14 protein-coding genes are annotated in these 16,039 nt (G+C 70.1%); 5 read left to right on the top strand and 9 right to left on the bottom strand.

Going from position 1 to position 16,039, the window contains the following annotated elements; all coding sequences use genetic code 11:
- Nucleotides 1-53: 53 nt before the first annotated feature.
- The 6 genes from NX02_RS16215 to NX02_RS16190 form a co-directional block, all read right to left on the bottom strand.
- Complete coding sequence (locus tag NX02_RS16215; protein ID WP_025293252.1) at nt 54-422, bottom strand: YciI family protein; 369 nt, start codon at nt 420-422, stop codon at nt 54-56.
- Between the two features lie 169 nt (nt 423-591).
- Nucleotides 592-1,911 carry a chloride channel protein gene (locus tag NX02_RS16210; RefSeq protein WP_025293251.1) on the bottom strand — a complete coding sequence of 440 codons (1,320 nt, stop codon included), beginning with the start codon at nt 1,909-1,911 and terminating at the stop codon, nt 592-594.
- Nucleotides 1,908-3,101, bottom strand: a complete 1,194-nt coding sequence (locus NX02_RS16205) for a class I SAM-dependent RNA methyltransferase (protein WP_025293250.1) — start codon at nt 3,099-3,101, stop codon at nt 1,908-1,910. Before NX02_RS16205 ends, NX02_RS16210 begins: the two co-directional genes overlap by 4 nt.
- The gene (locus NX02_RS16200) at nt 3,092-4,486 is read right to left on the bottom strand and encodes a bifunctional ADP-dependent NAD(P)H-hydrate dehydratase/NAD(P)H-hydrate epimerase (protein WP_025293249.1); all 1,395 of its coding nucleotides are present in this window, start codon (nt 4,484-4,486) and stop codon (nt 3,092-3,094) included. Before NX02_RS16200 ends, NX02_RS16205 begins: the two co-directional genes overlap by 10 nt.
- On the bottom strand, nt 4,483-5,196 hold the full coding sequence (locus NX02_RS16195; RefSeq protein ID WP_025293248.1) for an N-formylglutamate amidohydrolase: 714 nt from the start codon (nt 5,194-5,196) through the stop codon (nt 4,483-4,485). The genes NX02_RS16200 and NX02_RS16195 overlap by 4 nt, the downstream gene beginning before the upstream one ends.
- Nucleotides 5,193-5,960, bottom strand: a complete 768-nt coding sequence (locus NX02_RS16190; RefSeq protein ID WP_025293247.1) for an enoyl-CoA hydratase/isomerase family protein — start codon at nt 5,958-5,960, stop codon at nt 5,193-5,195. Before NX02_RS16190 ends, NX02_RS16195 begins: the two co-directional genes overlap by 4 nt.
- Nucleotides 5,961-6,136: 176 nt before the next feature.
- On the opposite strand from NX02_RS16190, the gene NX02_RS16185 reads away from it, so the two are divergent.
- Entirely contained in the window at nt 6,137-7,879 is a 1,743-nt protein-coding gene (locus NX02_RS16185; protein ID WP_245648611.1) for a DUF885 domain-containing protein, read from the top strand.
- A 192-nt stretch (nt 7,880-8,071) separates the two neighbouring features.
- On the opposite strand, the gene NX02_RS16180 is transcribed toward NX02_RS16185, so the two are convergent.
- The 3 genes from NX02_RS16180 to NX02_RS16170 all read right to left on the bottom strand — a co-directional run bounded on the left by NX02_RS16180 (nt 8,072) and on the right by NX02_RS16170 (nt 11,922).
- Complete coding sequence (locus NX02_RS16180; RefSeq protein ID WP_025293245.1) at nt 8,072-9,415, bottom strand: glycoside hydrolase family 27 protein; 1,344 nt, start codon at nt 9,413-9,415, stop codon at nt 8,072-8,074.
- Between the two features lie 113 nt (nt 9,416-9,528).
- A complete protein-coding gene (locus NX02_RS16175) occupies nt 9,529-10,578 on the bottom strand; it encodes a 1,9-bis(guanidino)-5-aza-nonane synthase (protein ID WP_025293244.1) in 1,050 nt (349 codons plus the stop codon).
- Between the two features lie 153 nt (nt 10,579-10,731).
- Nucleotides 10,732-11,922, bottom strand: coding sequence for a type III PLP-dependent enzyme (locus NX02_RS16170; protein ID WP_025293243.1), 1,191 nt, complete (start codon nt 11,920-11,922; stop codon nt 10,732-10,734).
- Between the two features lie 122 nt (nt 11,923-12,044).
- Between NX02_RS16170 and NX02_RS16165 the strand changes: the two genes are divergently transcribed.
- From NX02_RS16165 to pdxR, 4 genes are all read left to right on the top strand, one after another.
- A complete protein-coding gene (locus tag NX02_RS16165; protein ID WP_084717843.1) occupies nt 12,045-13,031 on the top strand; it encodes a threonine ammonia-lyase in 987 nt (328 codons plus the stop codon).
- 138 nt (nt 13,032-13,169) lie between these two features.
- The gene (locus NX02_RS16160) at nt 13,170-13,355 is read left to right on the top strand and encodes a hypothetical protein (protein WP_025293241.1); all 186 of its coding nucleotides are present in this window, start codon (nt 13,170-13,172) and stop codon (nt 13,353-13,355) included.
- Nucleotides 13,352-14,308: an alpha/beta hydrolase gene (locus NX02_RS16155; protein ID WP_025293240.1), complete on the top strand. Its 957-nt coding sequence runs from the start codon at nt 13,352-13,354 to the stop codon at nt 14,306-14,308. The genes NX02_RS16160 and NX02_RS16155 overlap by 4 nt, the downstream gene beginning before the upstream one ends.
- A gap of 215 nt (nt 14,309-14,523) precedes the next feature.
- Nucleotides 14,524-15,996 carry a MocR-like pyridoxine biosynthesis transcription factor PdxR gene (pdxR, locus tag NX02_RS16150; RefSeq protein ID WP_025293239.1) on the top strand — a complete coding sequence of 491 codons (1,473 nt, stop codon included), beginning with the start codon at nt 14,524-14,526 and terminating at the stop codon, nt 15,994-15,996.
- Nucleotides 15,997-16,039: the final 43 nt, after the last annotated feature.

Here is a 16,039-nt window from a genome sequence, read left to right as displayed (position 1 = left end):
TCGACGACCGAGGGGGCGGCTGCGTGCAGCGGCGGCCCCCTTTTTCATGACGGTCACGCCAGGTCGACCGGTTCGTAGATCGGCCGAATCTCGATTTCGCTGGGCCCCGTCATTGGATTGGGGCAGCGCTTCACCCAGGCGACCGCCTCGTCCATATCCTTGACCTCCCACAGCCAGAAGCCGGCGACCTGCTCGCGCGCCTCGGCGAAGGGGCCGTCGATCACCGAACGGCGGGGGCCGTCGAAGGCGACGCGCTTGGCGTCCGACGTCGGTTTCAGGCCGTCGGCCATCAGCAGCACGCCGGCGGCGCTCAGTTCATCGTTGAACCGGCCCATCGCCTCCATCATCGCCTCGGTCTCGGGCGTCCGCGCGAAGCCTTTCTCGCTGTCCTCGGTCGCCTTCACGAACACCATCACACGCATGGACTGCCTCCTTCGTTGGGCCGGGCTCACCGGCCTGACATGGAAACGACGAACGGGGCATGGCGAAATCGACAGGGGGAGAAAATTTCCGCTGGCGATTACGGTAGGTGGGCGGACATCGTCGGCGGCGTCGAGGCGGGCGATCACGATGTCTTTCATCCGGGCAACCTCAGCTGCGGCGTTCGGCATCCTCGTCGGCCGCGGGCGCCGTCGCCAGGAATGCCCGCGACAGGCCATGATACAGCCGCTCGCGGCAGACCAGCCCGCTCACGGCGTCGGCGATCAGCGCGGTCAGGAAGAAGGGCATGATCATGCCGCGGCTCGCGGTCGTTTCGCTGACGATGATGATCGCGGTGAAGGGCGCGCGGACGACGCCGGTGAAATAGCCGACCATGCCGAGCAGCACGAGCGCGCCCGTGGGAGACTGCGGGAAGAATTCGGTCAGCACCTCGCCGACGCCGGCGCCCACCGCCAGCGAGGGGGCGAAGATGCCGCCCGGTGCGCCGCTCAATGTCGTCGCGAGCGCCGCGACGAACTTGGCCGGCGCGAACCAGATCGAGCCGCCATGCCCTTCGACGAGCAGGCGCGTGGTCTCGTACCCCGTGCCCCAGGTGGCGCCGCCGGTGACGATGCCCAGCGCCGCCACGACCAGTCCGCAGCCCCCCGCGAAGGCGATCGGCCGCGCGCGCATGGCGGCGATCGTGGGCGCCGCGCTCTGCCCGAACGCCAGCACCGCGCGGGTGAACAATCCGCCGAGCAGACCGCCGACGATCCCGGCGAGCGGGGCCGCGAGCAGCAGGTTGTGCAGCTTCATCGTGTCGCCCATCGCGCCGAAGTAGATATAGTCGCCCGCGATCCCCAGGCTGGTGAGGCCGGCGATCATGACCGCGCCCATCACCAGCACCGCCACCCGTTGCTCATAGGCGGCGGCGAGTTCCTCGATCGCGAAGGCGACGCCGGCGAGCGGCGTGTTGAACGCGGCCGCGACCCCCGCCGCGCCGCCGGCGATCAGCACGCCCGCGCTGATCGGCACGCGCAGCAGCCGGTGGACGCCCACCATCAGCGCGGCGCTGATCTGCACCGTCGGCCCTTCGCGGCCGACCGAGGCGCCCGACGCCAGCATCGCCACGGTCAGCACGAACTTGGCGATGGCGACGCGGATCGAGACCAGGCCGTTCGACCAGGGCGTGCCTGGCGCGCGCCCCGCGGCGATCACCTGCGGGATGCCCGATCCCTTGGCCTCTGGCGCGAAGCGGCGGGTGAGCCAGACGATGCCGGCGAAAACCAGGGGCGTCACCAGCAGCGGCGCATAAGGAAAATGGCCGGCGAGCGCCGCGAACAGCCGCTGCGCGCCATCGCCGGCCTTGGCGAAGAGCAAGGCGGCGAGCGCCAGCAGCACCGCCCCGGCCAATGTGGCGAGCCGCCGGCGGGCGGTATCCAACCCGTCTCCGGGGATGCGCTGCCGAAGATCTCGCCAGGCGAACTTCATCGCACGAAATGCCCCACCAGTTCGGCGTGGGTGGACCAGCGGAACTGGCCGATCGGCATCACCTGCTCCAGCCGATAGCCGCCTGCGATCAGCAGCTTCGCGTCGCGCGCGAAGGTCGCGGGGTTGCAGGAGGCGTAGGCGATGCGCGGCGGGCCGGCCTTGGCGAGCGCGGGCATCTGCGCTTCCGCGCCGCTGCGCGGCGGATCGAGCACCACCGCCTCGAAGCGCGCGCATTCCTTCTCGTCGAGCGGGCGGCGGTAGAGGTCGCGATGGTCGGCGAAGAGCTGGAGCTGCGCACGCGCGCCGGCGGCCTTGAGCGACAACACCGCATCGCGCGCGGCTTCCGCGGCATAGACGCGGCGCCCGTCGGCCATCGCCAGCGCGAAGGTGCCGAGGCCCGCGAACAGGTCCGCGACGGTCGTCGCGCCGCCGATGCCGGCGCGCACCGCGGCGACCAGCGCGGCCTCGCCATCCTCGGTCGCCTGCAGGAAGGCGGCGGGGGGCAGCGGCACGGGCACGCCGCCCAGGGTGATCGTCACCGGCTCGGGCTCCCACCGCGTCTGCGGGCCATAGCCGTCGTCGATCGCGAGGCGGGCGAGCTTGTTTGCCTCGGCAAAGGCGGTCAGCAACTCGGCGGCGTCGAGCCCGGCGGCCTCGACGCCCTCGATCAGCAGGTCGACGCCCTGGTCGGCCAGGCTCATCCGCACCTCGCCGCCGCGCCGGTCGGGCAGCAGCCCGACGAGGAGTTTGCGCAGCGGCGCGACCAGCGCGAACAATTCCGGCCGCAGCACATGGCATTCGGCGACGTCGACGATGCGGTGGCTGCGCCCCTCGTTGAAGCCCAGCAGCACGCTGCGCCCGCGCCGTTCCGCGCGCAGCGAGGCGCGGCGGCGGCTGAACGGCGGCGAGATGTGCGGGGACAGGATCGGCGCGTCGAGCTGCTGGCCGGAAAGCGCGGCGGCCACGCGGTCGTTCAGGAAATCCGCATAGCTGGCATCGTCGAGATGCTGGAGCTGGCAGCCGCCGCAGGTGGGGAAATGGCGGCAGGGCGGCTCGGCATGATGCGGGCCGGGAATGATGCCGCCATCGCCGCCGATGCTGTCGCCCGGGGCGGCGAGCGCGAAGAAACGGCCATCGGCGGTAACGCCATCGCCCCGGGCGGCGACGCGAAGAATGACACTCACAAACATTGCTCCAATGCACGCGGCAGCGCCGCGGCGAGATCGTCGGCGATCAGCGCGGGTCCGGCGATCCGCGCCGCTTCACCATGCAGCCACAACCCCGCGCAGGCGGCATCGAACGCATCGAGCCCGCGCGCGCGCATCGCCGCGATCGTGCCGGCCAGTACGTCACCCGTACCGGCGCTGGCAAGCCATGCCGGCGCGGCGGGCGCGATCACCGCGCGGCCATCGGGGTGGGCGACGATGCTGTCGCTGCCCTTCAGCAACAGCACCGCGCCCGATCGCGCGGCGCCGGCACGGGCGCGGCTCAGCCGGTCGCTGGCGATGCCGGGAAAGAGCTTTGCGAATTCGCCCTCGTGCGGGGTGAGGATCGCCATCGCCTCGAGCGCGCCGAGGCGCTTCAATCCCGGCTGGCCGAGCAGCACCAGCGCGTCGGCGTCCACCAGCAGCGGCCGCGCGCTGCCGAGCGCCACCGCCAGGATGTCGCGCGCGGCACTGTCGCGGCCCAGGCCGGGGCCGATCGCCAGCGCGCCGACCCGCTTATCGTCGATCAGCGCCTCCAACGGACGATGCACCAGCGCCATCGGCCCGCCGCCGGCGCCGTTCGAAAGCGCGACATAGCCTGCGCCGGCACGCTGCGCGGCGGTGGCGGCGAGCAGCGCGGCACCCGGCATCGCCCCGCCCGCGACCGCGACCATGCCGCGGCTATATTTATGGTCGGCCGCGGTCGGCGCCGAGAGCCGCGGCCGGGCGAGTTCGCGCAGCCCTGTGGCGTCGGTCGGGATGCCGATCTCGCCGACGACGACGCGGCCGACATGGTCCGCCGCCGGGCGCAGCCGGTGTGCGGGCTTGAGCGCGCCCAGCGCCAATGTCAGGTCGAAGCGCGGCAGTCCCTCGGTCAGCACCGCGCCATCGTCGGTGGCGATGCCGCTGGGCAGATCGACGGCGATGGTGACGGTGGCGGCGGCCGCGAGCGCGGCGAGTTTGGTCGCGACCGCCGTATCGAGCCCGCGGGTGAGGCCGGTGCCGAACAGTGCGTCGACCAGCACCGTCGCCGGGGCACTCTCCGCGAACGCCTCGACCGCGCCGCCCCAGCCATCGCGGGCATGGCGCGCGGCATCGGTGCGCGGCGCGGCGAGCGCGGCGACCCGCACAGTCATGCCCAGCCGGCGCAGCAGCGCGGCGGCGACATAGCCGTCCCCGCCGTTGTTGCCGGGGCCGCAGACGATCAGCGTGTCGACCGGCCCGGCATGGCGCCAGACCAGTTCGGCGAGCGCGGCGCCGGCGCGGGCCATCAGCGCCTCCACGCTCATGCCGCCGTCGAACAACGCCTGTTCCGCCGCGCGCGTCTCTCCCGCCGTCAGGATCGGGCGCCCGGCGTCCCACGCGCTCACGCCAGTGCCTCGCGCGCCGCCAGGATCGCGGGGGCGAGCAATCCGGCCATGCGCGCGACGCCGGCGGCGTCGCTCACCAGATCCTGCCGCATCTCGATGCCGAGATAGGGCGTGCCGCTGCCCTCGCCGTGACGGTTCATCGTCGCGTTGAGCGCTTTGCCCGAATAGGGAAGCTGGTCGCCGACGATGAGGCCGGCCGCCTCCAGCACCGGGATCGCGACCCGTGCCGCGCGATCGTCTTCATTGTAGAGGATGCCGACATGCCAGGGCCGCGCTTCGTCCGGCCGGCTGGCAAGCTGTGGCGTGAAGCTGTGCAGCGAGACCAGCAGCGCAGGGTGCGTCGTCGCGATGCGTTCGGCCACCACATCATGATAGGGGCGCCAGAAGCGCGCGATCCGGTGCGCGCGGCCGTCATGATCCAGCGCATTCCCGGGGATGGCATGGCCGTCGCTCGCGATCGGGATCAGCCCCGGCGCGTCCTCTTCGCGGTTGAGATCGACGACGAGGCGGGAGACGGTCGCCAGCACCGCCGCGCAGCCCAGCGTCGCGCACAGCGCCTCGGCGACCGGCGCCACGCCGATGTCGATCGCGACATGCCGGGTCAGCAGCGCCGGATCGATGCCGAGCGCGATGTCGTCGGGCACATGCGCCGAGGCATGATCGCCGATGATCAGGATGCCGGCGTCGCCATCGACGGTGCGCGGTCTCATCCGCGGAATTCGGGCGGGCGCTTTTCCGCCAGCGCCGCCATCCCCTCGCCGCACTCGGGGCTGCCGAACGCGTCGTCGAACAGCCGGTCCCCCAGCGACAGATCGCCATCCATCTCGATGAACGGGTAGAAATCGGTCACCATATGCTTGAGCAGCTTCACGCTGGTGGGCGCGTTGGCGGCGATCGTCTGCGCAAGCTGGTCGGCGGACGCGGCGGCATCCGCGGCGACGCGCTCGACCAGCCCGATCCTTGCGGCTTCGTCCGCGCCGATCGCGGTACCGCCGGTCAGCAGCAGCATCGCCTGCCCGCGGCCGACAAGTTCGGCCAGCCGGTTCACGTCGGTCGCGGGATACAGGATGCCGAGCCGCGCGGGCGGGATCGCGAAGCGCGCGGTGGGGGAGGCGATGCGCATGTCGCACGCCATCGCCAGCGCGACGCCGGCGCCGAACGCGCCGCCCTCGATCAGCGCGATCGTCGGCATCGGCAGGTCGGCGATGCCGTCCAGCGCAGCGCGCATCGCGCCGCGGAACGGCGCGCGGGCGGTCTCGTCCTCATGCAATGTGGCGAGCTGCTTGAGGTCGGATCCCGCGCAGAAGGTGCCGGGCACCGCCGATCGGATCAGCAGCACGCGCGCCGAAGAGGTCGCGAGGGCGGCGGCGGCCTGTGCCAGCGCGGTCCAGTCCGCAAGGCCCAGCGCGTTGCGGCTGGCTGCGCGGTCCAGGGTCAGGCGGGCGACGGCGCCCTCATAATCGATCTCGATCATGGTTCTGCCTGTTGCCCGCAAAGTCGCCGGATGTCACGAAGGAGCCGACAATCGAAAGGGACGCGATGCGCCTGTTTTCCCGCCGGCAGACTGTGGCCGGCCTTGCTCTAGCGGCGACATCCGTACCCGGTTTCGCGGCCACGCGGCCAAAACCCAAGGCCAGGCCACCGCGCATCTTGCCGCCGCCCACGGTCGGGCCGCTCGATGTGCTGACCGACGAACTGCTCGCGCACATCCCCGAGACCGCGACCTACAACGGCACGCCCGCCGCGATGAACGGCGGCCCCGCGGCGCGGCGGATGGACGATTATTCGCCCGCCGGCGAGGCGGCGTGGCGCGACGCGCTGCGCGAGGGTGCCGAACGGCTCGCGACGATCCGCGTCGCCGCCGACCCGCTCACCGCGACGCGGCTGGCGGTGGCAGGGGCGATCCTGGAGAATGGCGTGCGCAGCGCGGGCATCGCCTATGGCCGCACCAACCCGTTCAACTTCTCGGGGCACGTGCCTTATCTCGTCACCCAGGTGGCGGGGCCGCATATCGATACGGTCAACATGCTCGCCTCGCAGCAGTCGGTCGCGACGCCGCGCGCGGTCGATGCGTGGATCGCCAAGCTCGACGGGTTCGAGGGCGGCTTCGCCGGCGTCGTCGAGAAACTGAAGGCGGACGAGGCGGCGGGCTGCCGGCCGCCGCGCGCGCTGCTGATGCGGACCCTGCCGGTGCTCGATGCCTTCCTCGCCGGCAAGGCCGAGGATCATGTGCTGATCCGCAGCTTCACGCAGCGCATCGGCGAGGCCGGCCTGTCGGTGGAGATGCGCCGCACCGCGATCCGCCGCGCGACCACCGCGCTGCGCCGCCGCGCCCGTCCGGCGATCGCGAAGCTGCGCAACCGGATCGCGGCGATGCTGGTGACCGCGCGCGAGGAGGATGGGCTGTGGGCGCAGCCCGAGGGGGCGGCGCTCTACGCCGCCAACGTCCGCGCGCTCGGCGACACGCCGCTGCCGCCCGAGGATGTCCACGCGCTCGGGCTCGACGAGGTCGCGCGCATCTCCGCCGAGATGGAAGCGCTGCTGCGCGCCCGCGGGCTGACCGGGGGCAGCGTCGGCGCACGGATGGATGCGCTCGCCAGCGACCCCGCCAACCAGTTCGCCGACAGCGATGCCGGGCGCGACGAATTGCTCGACTATGTCCGCGGCCTCGTCTCCGCCGCGGAGGCGCGCTATCCGGACCTGCTGCCGCCGGACCTGATCCCGACGCAGCATCTGGTGGTGAAGCGCGTGCCGGTCGCCTCGCAGGAAGGGGCGCCGGGCGGCTATTATGACGGCCCCTCGCTCGACGGCTCTCGGCCCGGCACCTACTGGATCAACCTGCGCGACATGCGCGCGGTGCCGCGCTTCAGCCTGCCGACCCTGAGCTATCATGAAGGCGTGCCCGGCCACCACACCCAGGGATCGATCGCGACTGCGCTGCCCGAAGCGCCGCTGATGATCCGCATCGCCAGCTTCAATGCCTATCAGGAAGGCTGGGCGCTCTATAGCGAGCGGCTGATGGCGGAACTGGGCGCCTATGCGAAAGATCCGCTCGGAGACCTCGGCCGCCTGCAGGACGAGCTGTTCCGCGCGGTGCGGCTGGTGGTCGATACCGGCATGCACCACAAGCGCTGGAGCCGGATGCGGGCGATCACCTACATGCGCGACACCACCGGTTCCGCCGACAGCGAGGTGACCGCCGAGATCGAGCGCTACATGGCATGGCCGGGGCAGGCGCTGGGCTACAAGCTGGGCCAGTTGCGGCTGCTGGATCTGCGAGAAAAGGCAAGGGCGAAGCGCGGATTCAGCCTGCAGCGCTTCCATGGCGTGGTGCTGGGGGGCGGGGCGATGCCGCTGGATCTGGTGGAGGCGCGGCTGGGTGAGGCAGTGTAAGGGGAGCATCCGCGAGCGCCCTTGTCAGCGGCCCGATGCCCCCTCCGTTCGCCCCGAACGCAGTCGAGGGGGCCGTCGAAGCCGAGACGGCGGGTTGGGCCACACTCCGAGCGGGTCTCTGTTCTCGGCTTCGCTCGAACATCCCCTCGACTTCGCTCGGGGCGAACGGAGTGGGGGCGTGAGGCCTTGGCCTCACCCCAGCCGATACAGCCCGGCCCCGTGCGCCGGCAGCGTCCGCACCAGCCGCCCGGTCGCCTCCCCGTCTGCGGCACCCGTCCACAAATCCCGGACATTGACCGTCCCCGACACCCCAAGCATCGCCAGCGGCACGCCGACCGGCTTCGCGCTCTTTCCGGTATTGAACAGCGCCACATAGAGGCCGCCGCCGCGCTCGGGCCGCGCCGACCACACCCGCGTGCCATCCTCCACGAAATGCGGCTGGTTGGCGGTGCTCGCCTGGTTGACCGCCAGCACCTCGCGGTTGGTGAGCAGCGCCAATGTCGGCGCGTCGAGGTGGCGCAGGTCGCCGCCCATGATCAGCGGCGAGCGCGCGATCGACCAGAGCGTCATCAAGGTGCGCTGCTCGTCCGGCGCGAAGCGGGTGTCGCTTTCGCCCATGCGCAGGCGGCCGAGCGGCAGCATGTCGGCGTCGGGCCAGCGGCCGGGCGCGCGGTGCGGGTTCCAGTTCTCCAGCCGGGTGAACTGTGCCTCGAGCATCGCCCACTCGTCCCAGAAATCGTCGCTGATCCGCCACATCTGCGCGTGGCGCGCGACATGGCCGGCGCGCACCACCGGCGTCTCGCCGGGCGAGAGGCTGAGCATCATCGGCCGGCCGCTGGCGGCGATCGCCTTCGCCGCCGCCTCGATCTCGGCGGCATGCGCGTCATAGGGGCGGCTCATATCGTCCATCTTGACGAAATCGACGCCCCACGACGCGTAGAGCCGGAAGAGGCTGTCATAATAGGCCTGCGCGCCGGGCTTCGTCATGTCGACGCCGTACATGTCCGGGTTCCACGAACAGATGCTGGTCGTGTCGGCGACGTCGGCGGCGCGGTAGCGGGTGTCCAGGATCGGCAGGTTGCGCTTCACCGCCGCGCGGGGGATGCCACGCATCACATGGATGCCGAACTTCAGCCCGAGCGCATGGACCTCGGCGGCGAGCGGCGCGAAGCCCTTGCCGTCGGCCGATGAGGGAAAGCGGTTGGGGGCGGGGATCAGCCGGCCATGCGCGTCCATCGCCGGCTGCGGCGCGCGATTATAGTCATAGCCCCGCGCCTCGGGCTCGTACCACTGGATGTCGACGGTGAAGACGTCATAGCCCGCCGGCAGCAGCTTCGCTGCCATGATCCGCGCGGTCTCGCGCGCCTGGTCCTCGGTGATGGTGGTCGCGAAGCTGTTCCAGCTGTTCCAGCCCATCGGCGGGCGGGGCGCGAGGGGCGTCGCAGCGGTCTTGCCCGCACCGGATGCCGGCGCCGCCGCAGCGACGAGACCGGCCGAACCGGCGACGAGAAGGCTGCGACGATCGATCTGCGGCATGTGAACCCCTCCGTTGTCAGGTGCTTATACTCCGACAAATAGAAGGGTGAAGAGGGCGAGCAAGCATGAAAAAGCCCTCTCCCGCACGTCGCGGGAGAGGGCCCAAAGTCGCATCAGTCGAAGATCTTGCCCCAGGCGCGCTTGGTGCGGGTCTTCCACGCGCCGCGATGATAGGCGTCCGACGCCAGCAGCGGCATCACCGAGCCGGCCTCGGCGAACACCATCTGCTCCAGCGTGGTGTCGACCTTGCCCCAGCTCGCCGCTTCCTTGAGCGTGGAAGAGGAGCAGGCGCCGTCGCGCACGTCGGCGACGGTGATCTGCACGGCGTATTTGTGCATCTCGACATTCTCATGGCCGAGGATCTCGGCGCACACCACGGTGTCCTGGATGAAGTTCTTCGGCACGCCGCCGCCGATCATCAGCAGGCCGGTGGTGCCCGCCTTGATCTTGATGTCGGTCAGTTCGCGGAAGTCGGCGATGGCGTCGAGCACCATGTAGGGCTTGCCCTCCTTCGCGCGCTCGACCTGGTGCTTGACGAGGCCGAAGCCCGCCGAGCTGTCGACGAACGCCGGGCAGAAGATCGGCACGTCATGCTCATAGGCGAGCTTGACGAGGCTGTTCTCCTTCTTGCCGTGCTCGGCCAGATACTTGCCCATCTCGCGGATGAAGGCGCGGCTCGAATAGGCCTTGGGCTCCAGCGAGTCGGCGATCGCGCCGATCGTGTGGTCGCAGTCCTGAAGCTGCTCTTCGTCGATATAGGTGTCGTAGATGCGGTCGATGTAGAGCGAGCGCAGCGTGTTGTCGTCGGGCACTTCGAGCGCCTGATAATGCTTGTGGCCGAGGCCCTCGAAGAAATCCATGTCGACGATCGACGCGCCGGTGGCGACCACGCCGTCGATCATGTTGGAGCGCAGCAGCTCCGCATAGAGATCCATGCAGCCACCCGCCGAGGTCGAGCCGGCGATGACGAGGAAGATCGAGCAGTCCGGGTCGTTCAGCATCTGGTTGTAGATGCCGGTGGCGCGCGCGAGGTCGCGGCTGGTGAAGCTCATCTTGCCCATGGCATCGATGATCGGGCGGGCGTCGAACGTGGTGATGTCGACATGCTCGACGACGGTCGAGAGCAACTCGGCCTTGCGGGTGTCGTTGATGGCTTCGGTCATTCGAATCTCCAGCAGCAATATCCCCCTTCCGCCTGGGCGGGAGGGGTTGGGGGAGGGCCTGTCAGGGCCAGAAATCAGGCGGAAACGGCATGCCCTCCTCCAACCCCTCCCGCAAGACGGGAGGGGGGAAGAGAGCCGAGTGCAGGACGAAGGTTACAGCGTGACGACGTTCGACGGCATCGCCGCCGGCTCGTCCAGCTCGATGTAGAGCGAGACCATCGGCTCGTCGGTGACGTCATGGGCCGGCGCCTCGCCGAAACCGTTGAAGCCGGTCCGCATCGCGCAGCCATAGGCGCCAAGCATGCCGATCTCGATATAGTCGCCGGCGCGAACATCGGCAGGCAGCAGGAACGGGCCTGCCATATGATCGAGATCGTCGCAGGTCGGGCCGTAGAAGCTGAACGGCACCATCTTCGCGTTCGATTCCGGCTCGCGCAGCAGCATCACCGGGAAACGCCAGCCGACATGCGCCGCATCGAACAGCGCGCCATAGGCGCCGTCGTTGATGTAAAGCTCATCGCCGCGGCGACGCTCGACGCGCACCACGAGAGAGCTGTATTCGGCGCACAGCGCACGGCCCGGCTCGCACCACAGTTCGGCCGAATAGCTGACCGGCAGGCTCTCGAACGCGCGATGGATCGTCTCGAAATAACGCTCCAGCGGCGGCGGCTCCATGCCCGGATAGCTCGACGGGAAGCCGCCACCGACGTCGACGACGTCGACGGTGACGCCGGCCTCGACGATCGCGGCGCGCACGCGCTCCATCGCCTGGGCATAGGCGTCCGGCGTCATCGCCTGGCTGCCGACGTGGAAGCAGATGCCCAGCGCATCGGCGACCTGGCGGACGGCGATCAGCAGATCCTTGGTCTCACCCGGCGCAGCGCCGAACTTCGAGGCGAGGCTGAGCTTCGAATGCTCGGACGACACCCGCAGCCTTACGCACAGCGTAAGGTCTTCCGCGCCGCGGGTGGCACGGACGATCTTGTCCAGCTCCTCGATCGTGTCGAGCGAGAAGGTGCGAACGCCATGATCGAAATAGGCTTCCGCGATCGCTTCCTCGGCCTTCACCGGGTGCATGAAGCACAGGGTGGCACCCGGCGCGGCCTTCGCGACGAGGCGAACCTCGGCGATCGACGCGACGTCGAAATGCGTGATCCCGCTTTCCCAAAGGAGCGTGATCAGTTCCGGCGAGGGATTCGCCTTCACCGCATACATGGCCGTACCCGGAAACTTCTCGACGAAGAAACGGGCGGCACGGCGAGCGGCGTGCGGGCGAACGAGCGTGACCGGCTGGACCGGACGAAGGGCGGCAGCTAGCCCCAGCGCGCTATGATGCTTGTGCAACTCAAGGGACCTCCAGTGGGTAGTTCACGGAACGTGCTGCCTTGCGGTGGAAGTCCCATGGGGCAGCGGGAGGGCGCGATATATTCAGCACGCACCCCCATGTAAAGCGGGCGCTCGTTCAAATGTTTCAATTCGGAGACAAGGCTGTGGATAAGTCGCGCCGACCGACCGTCGAAGGGGTCATCAAGGCATTGGAAAAGCTTGATAAAATCGTGCCGTCGACGCCGCTTCTGCCGCTGCCCTTTTTCGACGAACCGCTGCTGTGCAAAGCCGAATCGCTCCAGCCGATGGGCGCGTTCAAGCTGCGGGGCGCATGGCATCGGCTGAGTGACCTGAGCGAGGCTGAAAAGGCGGCGGGAGTCGTCGCGTTTTCGTCGGGGAATCACGCGCAGGGCGTCGCCTGGGCGGCGCGCCGGCTGGGCATCGCCGCCGCCATCGTCATGCCGGCAGACGCACCCGCGGCGAAACGCGAATCGACCGTGGCGCTGGGGGCGGAGGTGATTCGCTACGATCGCGCGACCGAAAGCCGCGAGGCGATCGCGGCGGCGCTCGCGGCGGAGCGCGGCGCGGTGCTGGTGCCAAGCTTCGACGACCCCTGGGTCATCGAAGGGCAGGGCACGGCGGGGCTGGATGCAGTGCGCCAGATGGCGGAACGGGGGCTGGCGGCGCCCGACCGGATCGTCATCCCCTGTGGCGGCGGTGGCCTCTCCGCCGGCATCGCGCTGGCTGTGCCGGGCGCGGAGATCGTCGTCGCCGAGCCGGAGGGGTGGGACGATATGGGCCGTTCGCTGGACCTGGGGGAGCTCGTGCCGGTCGGCCCCAACCCGCCACCCACCGCCTGCGACGCGCTGCAGACGACGCGCGTCTCGCCCTTGACCTTCGACGTGCTCAAGGCCCGCGGTGCGCGCGGCGTCGCAGTGAGCGAGGCCGAGGTCGCGGCGGCGCAGCGCCACGCCTTCCGCCATCTACGTGTCGTGGTCGAACCCGGCGGCGCGGTCGCGCTCGCGGCGGTGCTCGCGGGCAAGGTGGCGCCCGGCAAGCGGACGCTGGTGATCCTGTCCGGCGGGAATGTGGATGCCGGGGACTATGCGCGGGTGTTGCAGGGGTGATGGGTGTTCCCGGCTGAATGCATGTGATCCCGCGCGGGAGACCATTGTCCTCCCCGGCGCGCAGCGTCGGGGACGACGATCATCTGCTACAGCACGGAGGGCTTGCAGTCCCCCGCCCAACCCGCCTTTAAGCAGCCCATGCAAAGCCGTGACCTCTTCAACATCGTCACCGCCATCGCCATGCTGGCGGTCATCGCACTCGTCTTCGGCGCGATCGCGCTGTTCCGTCGGGGCGGGGATCGCAAGCAGCCGCTGCTGATGCTCGGCGCCGCGCTGGTGCTGTTGGCCAACATCCTGATCTGGACGTGGCCGCACAGCGGATGACCGACCCGATCGATCCCGATATAGCCGCCTTCAACCGCCGCCTCTCCAGCCGCTGGCGCGAGCATCCGGCGTTGGACGCGCTCAGCATCGCGCGCGCCCGCGCGGTCGCTGAGATCGTCCGCGCGCCGTTGCGCGCCGGTGGCCCCGCGATGGCGCGGACCGACGATCACCGGCTGGAAAGCGGCGATCACCGCTTCCGCGTCCGCATCCATCGCCCGACCGGAGACGCGATGCCGCCGGCGCTGATCTATCTGCATGGTGGCGGCTTCACCTTGTTCAGCATCGACACGCACGACCGGCTGATGCGCGAATATGCTGCGGCGGGCGGCTTTGCGGTGGTCGGCGTCGATTATCCGCTGTCGCCCGAGGCGCGCTATCCGGTCGCACTGGAGGCGGTGCTGACGGTGCTGCGCTGGCTGGCGGCCGAGGGCGCGGCGCTGGGGATCGACGCGACGCGGCTCGCGATCGGCGGCGATTCCGCCGGTGCCAACCTCGCGCTCGCCGCCTGCCTGCGGCTGCGTGATGGCGCTGAGGGGCCAGGGCTGCAGGCGATGCTGCTCAACTACGGCACCTATTCGGACCGCTCGTCGGACGCGGCCGAGGCGGAACTGGGCGGCCCCGATGCGGTGCTCAACCGCGCCGAGATGGACTGGTTCTACGGCAATTATCTGCGCGACGACGCCGATCGCGGCGATCCCTATGTCTGCCCCTTGCTTGCCGACATGACCCGCCTGCCGCCGGCGTTGCTCGTCGTCGCGGAGCGTGATCTGCTGGCGGAACAGAGCCTTGCCCTGGCGGAGCGGTTCGCCGCGGCAGGCGTGCCACACCGGCTGAGCGTCTACCCGGGGGCGACGCACAGCTTTCTGGAGGCGATGGCCACGGCGCCGATCGCGATGCGCGCGATCGGGGACGGCGCGGACTGGTTGAAGGAGCGGCTGGCTCCCTTGCTGTAAGCTTGAAGGGTGGTAGACGGGGCCAGGCGATACATGGATCTCCTCACCCGTTCGCCCCGAGCGAAGCCGAGACGGCGAGGTTGGGCCAGGCTCCGAGCGGGTCTCGGCTCTCGGCTGCGCTCGAGCCACGCCTCGACTTCGCTCGGGGCGAACAGAGTGGAGGGAGGGCTCAGTGCGGCCTCGGTCGCATTCGCGCAAATTGAAAGACCACCCCCATGCTCCGCCCTTGGAAAACCGTTCTCGCCCAGCGTCTCCAGCCCGATGGCGAGACCCCGCTCTACATGCAGATCGTCCATGCGCTGATCCACGAGATCCAGCGCGGGCGTCTCCAGCCCGGCACCTATCTGCCGGGCACCCGCGAACTGGCGACGGCGCTTGCCGTCAACCGCAAGACGATCGTCACCGCCTATGACGAACTGGTGGCGCAAGGCTGGCTCGAATCGCTCGGCCGCCGCGGCACGATCGTCTCGGCCTCGTTGCCGGAGGCGGAACCCGCGCAGGGGGCCGGCCTGCCCACCGCGTTCGAGCCCGAGCGGCTGATCGCCTATCCGTTCCGCCGCGCGCCCGATCGGCCGATCGCGGTGCCGGCGGGGCGCTGGCTGAAGCTGGACGAAGGGGCGCCGGACGGGTCGATCTTTCCCGCCGAACTCGTCGCCCGCGCCTATCGCTCGGCGGCGATCAGGGCGTCGCGCGAGAACCGGCTGCTCTATCGCGATCCGCGCGGGTCGCCGCTGCTGCGCCAGAGCGTCGCGACGATGCTCCAGGGCCAGCGCGGGCTGATGGTGGGGCCGGAAAACATCCTCATCACCCGCGGCAGCCAGCAGGGCATCTTCCTCGCCGCGCGCATCCTCACCCGGCCGGGCGCGATGGCGCTGGTCGAGGAACTGACCTACGAGCCCGCGGTCGCCGCCTTCCGCGCCTGCGGATCGCAGGTGGTGCCGGTGCGCCTCGATGCCGAGGGGCTGGACGTCGAGGATGTCGAGCGCCAGTGCCGGGCGCACCGCGTCGCCGCGATCTTCCTCACCCCGCACCACCAGTTCCCGACCACCGTCTCGCTCAGGCCCGAGCGGCGGCTGCGGCTGCTCGACCTCGCGCGCCAGTTCGGCTTCGCGATCATCGAGGATGATTATGACCATGAGTTCCGCTTCGGCTCGCAGCCGCTGCTGCCGATGGCGAGTTACGCGCCCGAGCACGTCCTGTATGTCGGCTCGCTCTCCAAGCTGCTGCTGCCGGCGCTGCGGATCGGCTATGTCGCGGCGCCCGCGCAGGTGATCGACGCGCTCGCCTATGAGGTCTCGCTGATCGACGGCATGGGCAACACCTTGACTGAGGATGCCGCCGCCGAGCTGATCGACAGCGGCGAGGTGCGCCGCCATGCCCGCAAGGCGACGCAAATCTATGCGGGCCGGCGCGATGCCGCCGCCGGCGCGGTGCGCGACGCGTTCGGGGATATGGTCGACATGCGGCTGCCGCAGGGCGGCGTCGCGCTGTGGCTCGGCTTCCGCGACCATGCCGCGCTCGACCGGATCGAGAGCCGCGCCCCCGCGCTCGGGCTCAGCTTCGCCCCCTCGCACAGCTATATGGTCCGGCCCGAGGCGGAGCGGGGGTTGCGGCTGGGTTTCGCCAGCCTCGACGAGGTCGATCTCGCCGCCGCGATCTGTGGCCTGCGCGACACGGCGCGGGCCTGACGTTGCTGGACCCCTCGCTTTTGCAATTCTGGATGTTTCGACG

Origin of the sequence: Sphingomonas sanxanigenens DSM 19645 = NX02 (assembly GCF_000512205.2) — a bacterium.
In the GTDB taxonomy this organism is placed as follows: Bacteria; Pseudomonadota; Alphaproteobacteria; order Sphingomonadales; family Sphingomonadaceae; genus Sphingomonas_D; species Sphingomonas_D sanxanigenens.
Note: the sequence above shows the minus strand (reverse complement) of the source record. Positions and strands in the feature narration are given on the sequence as shown.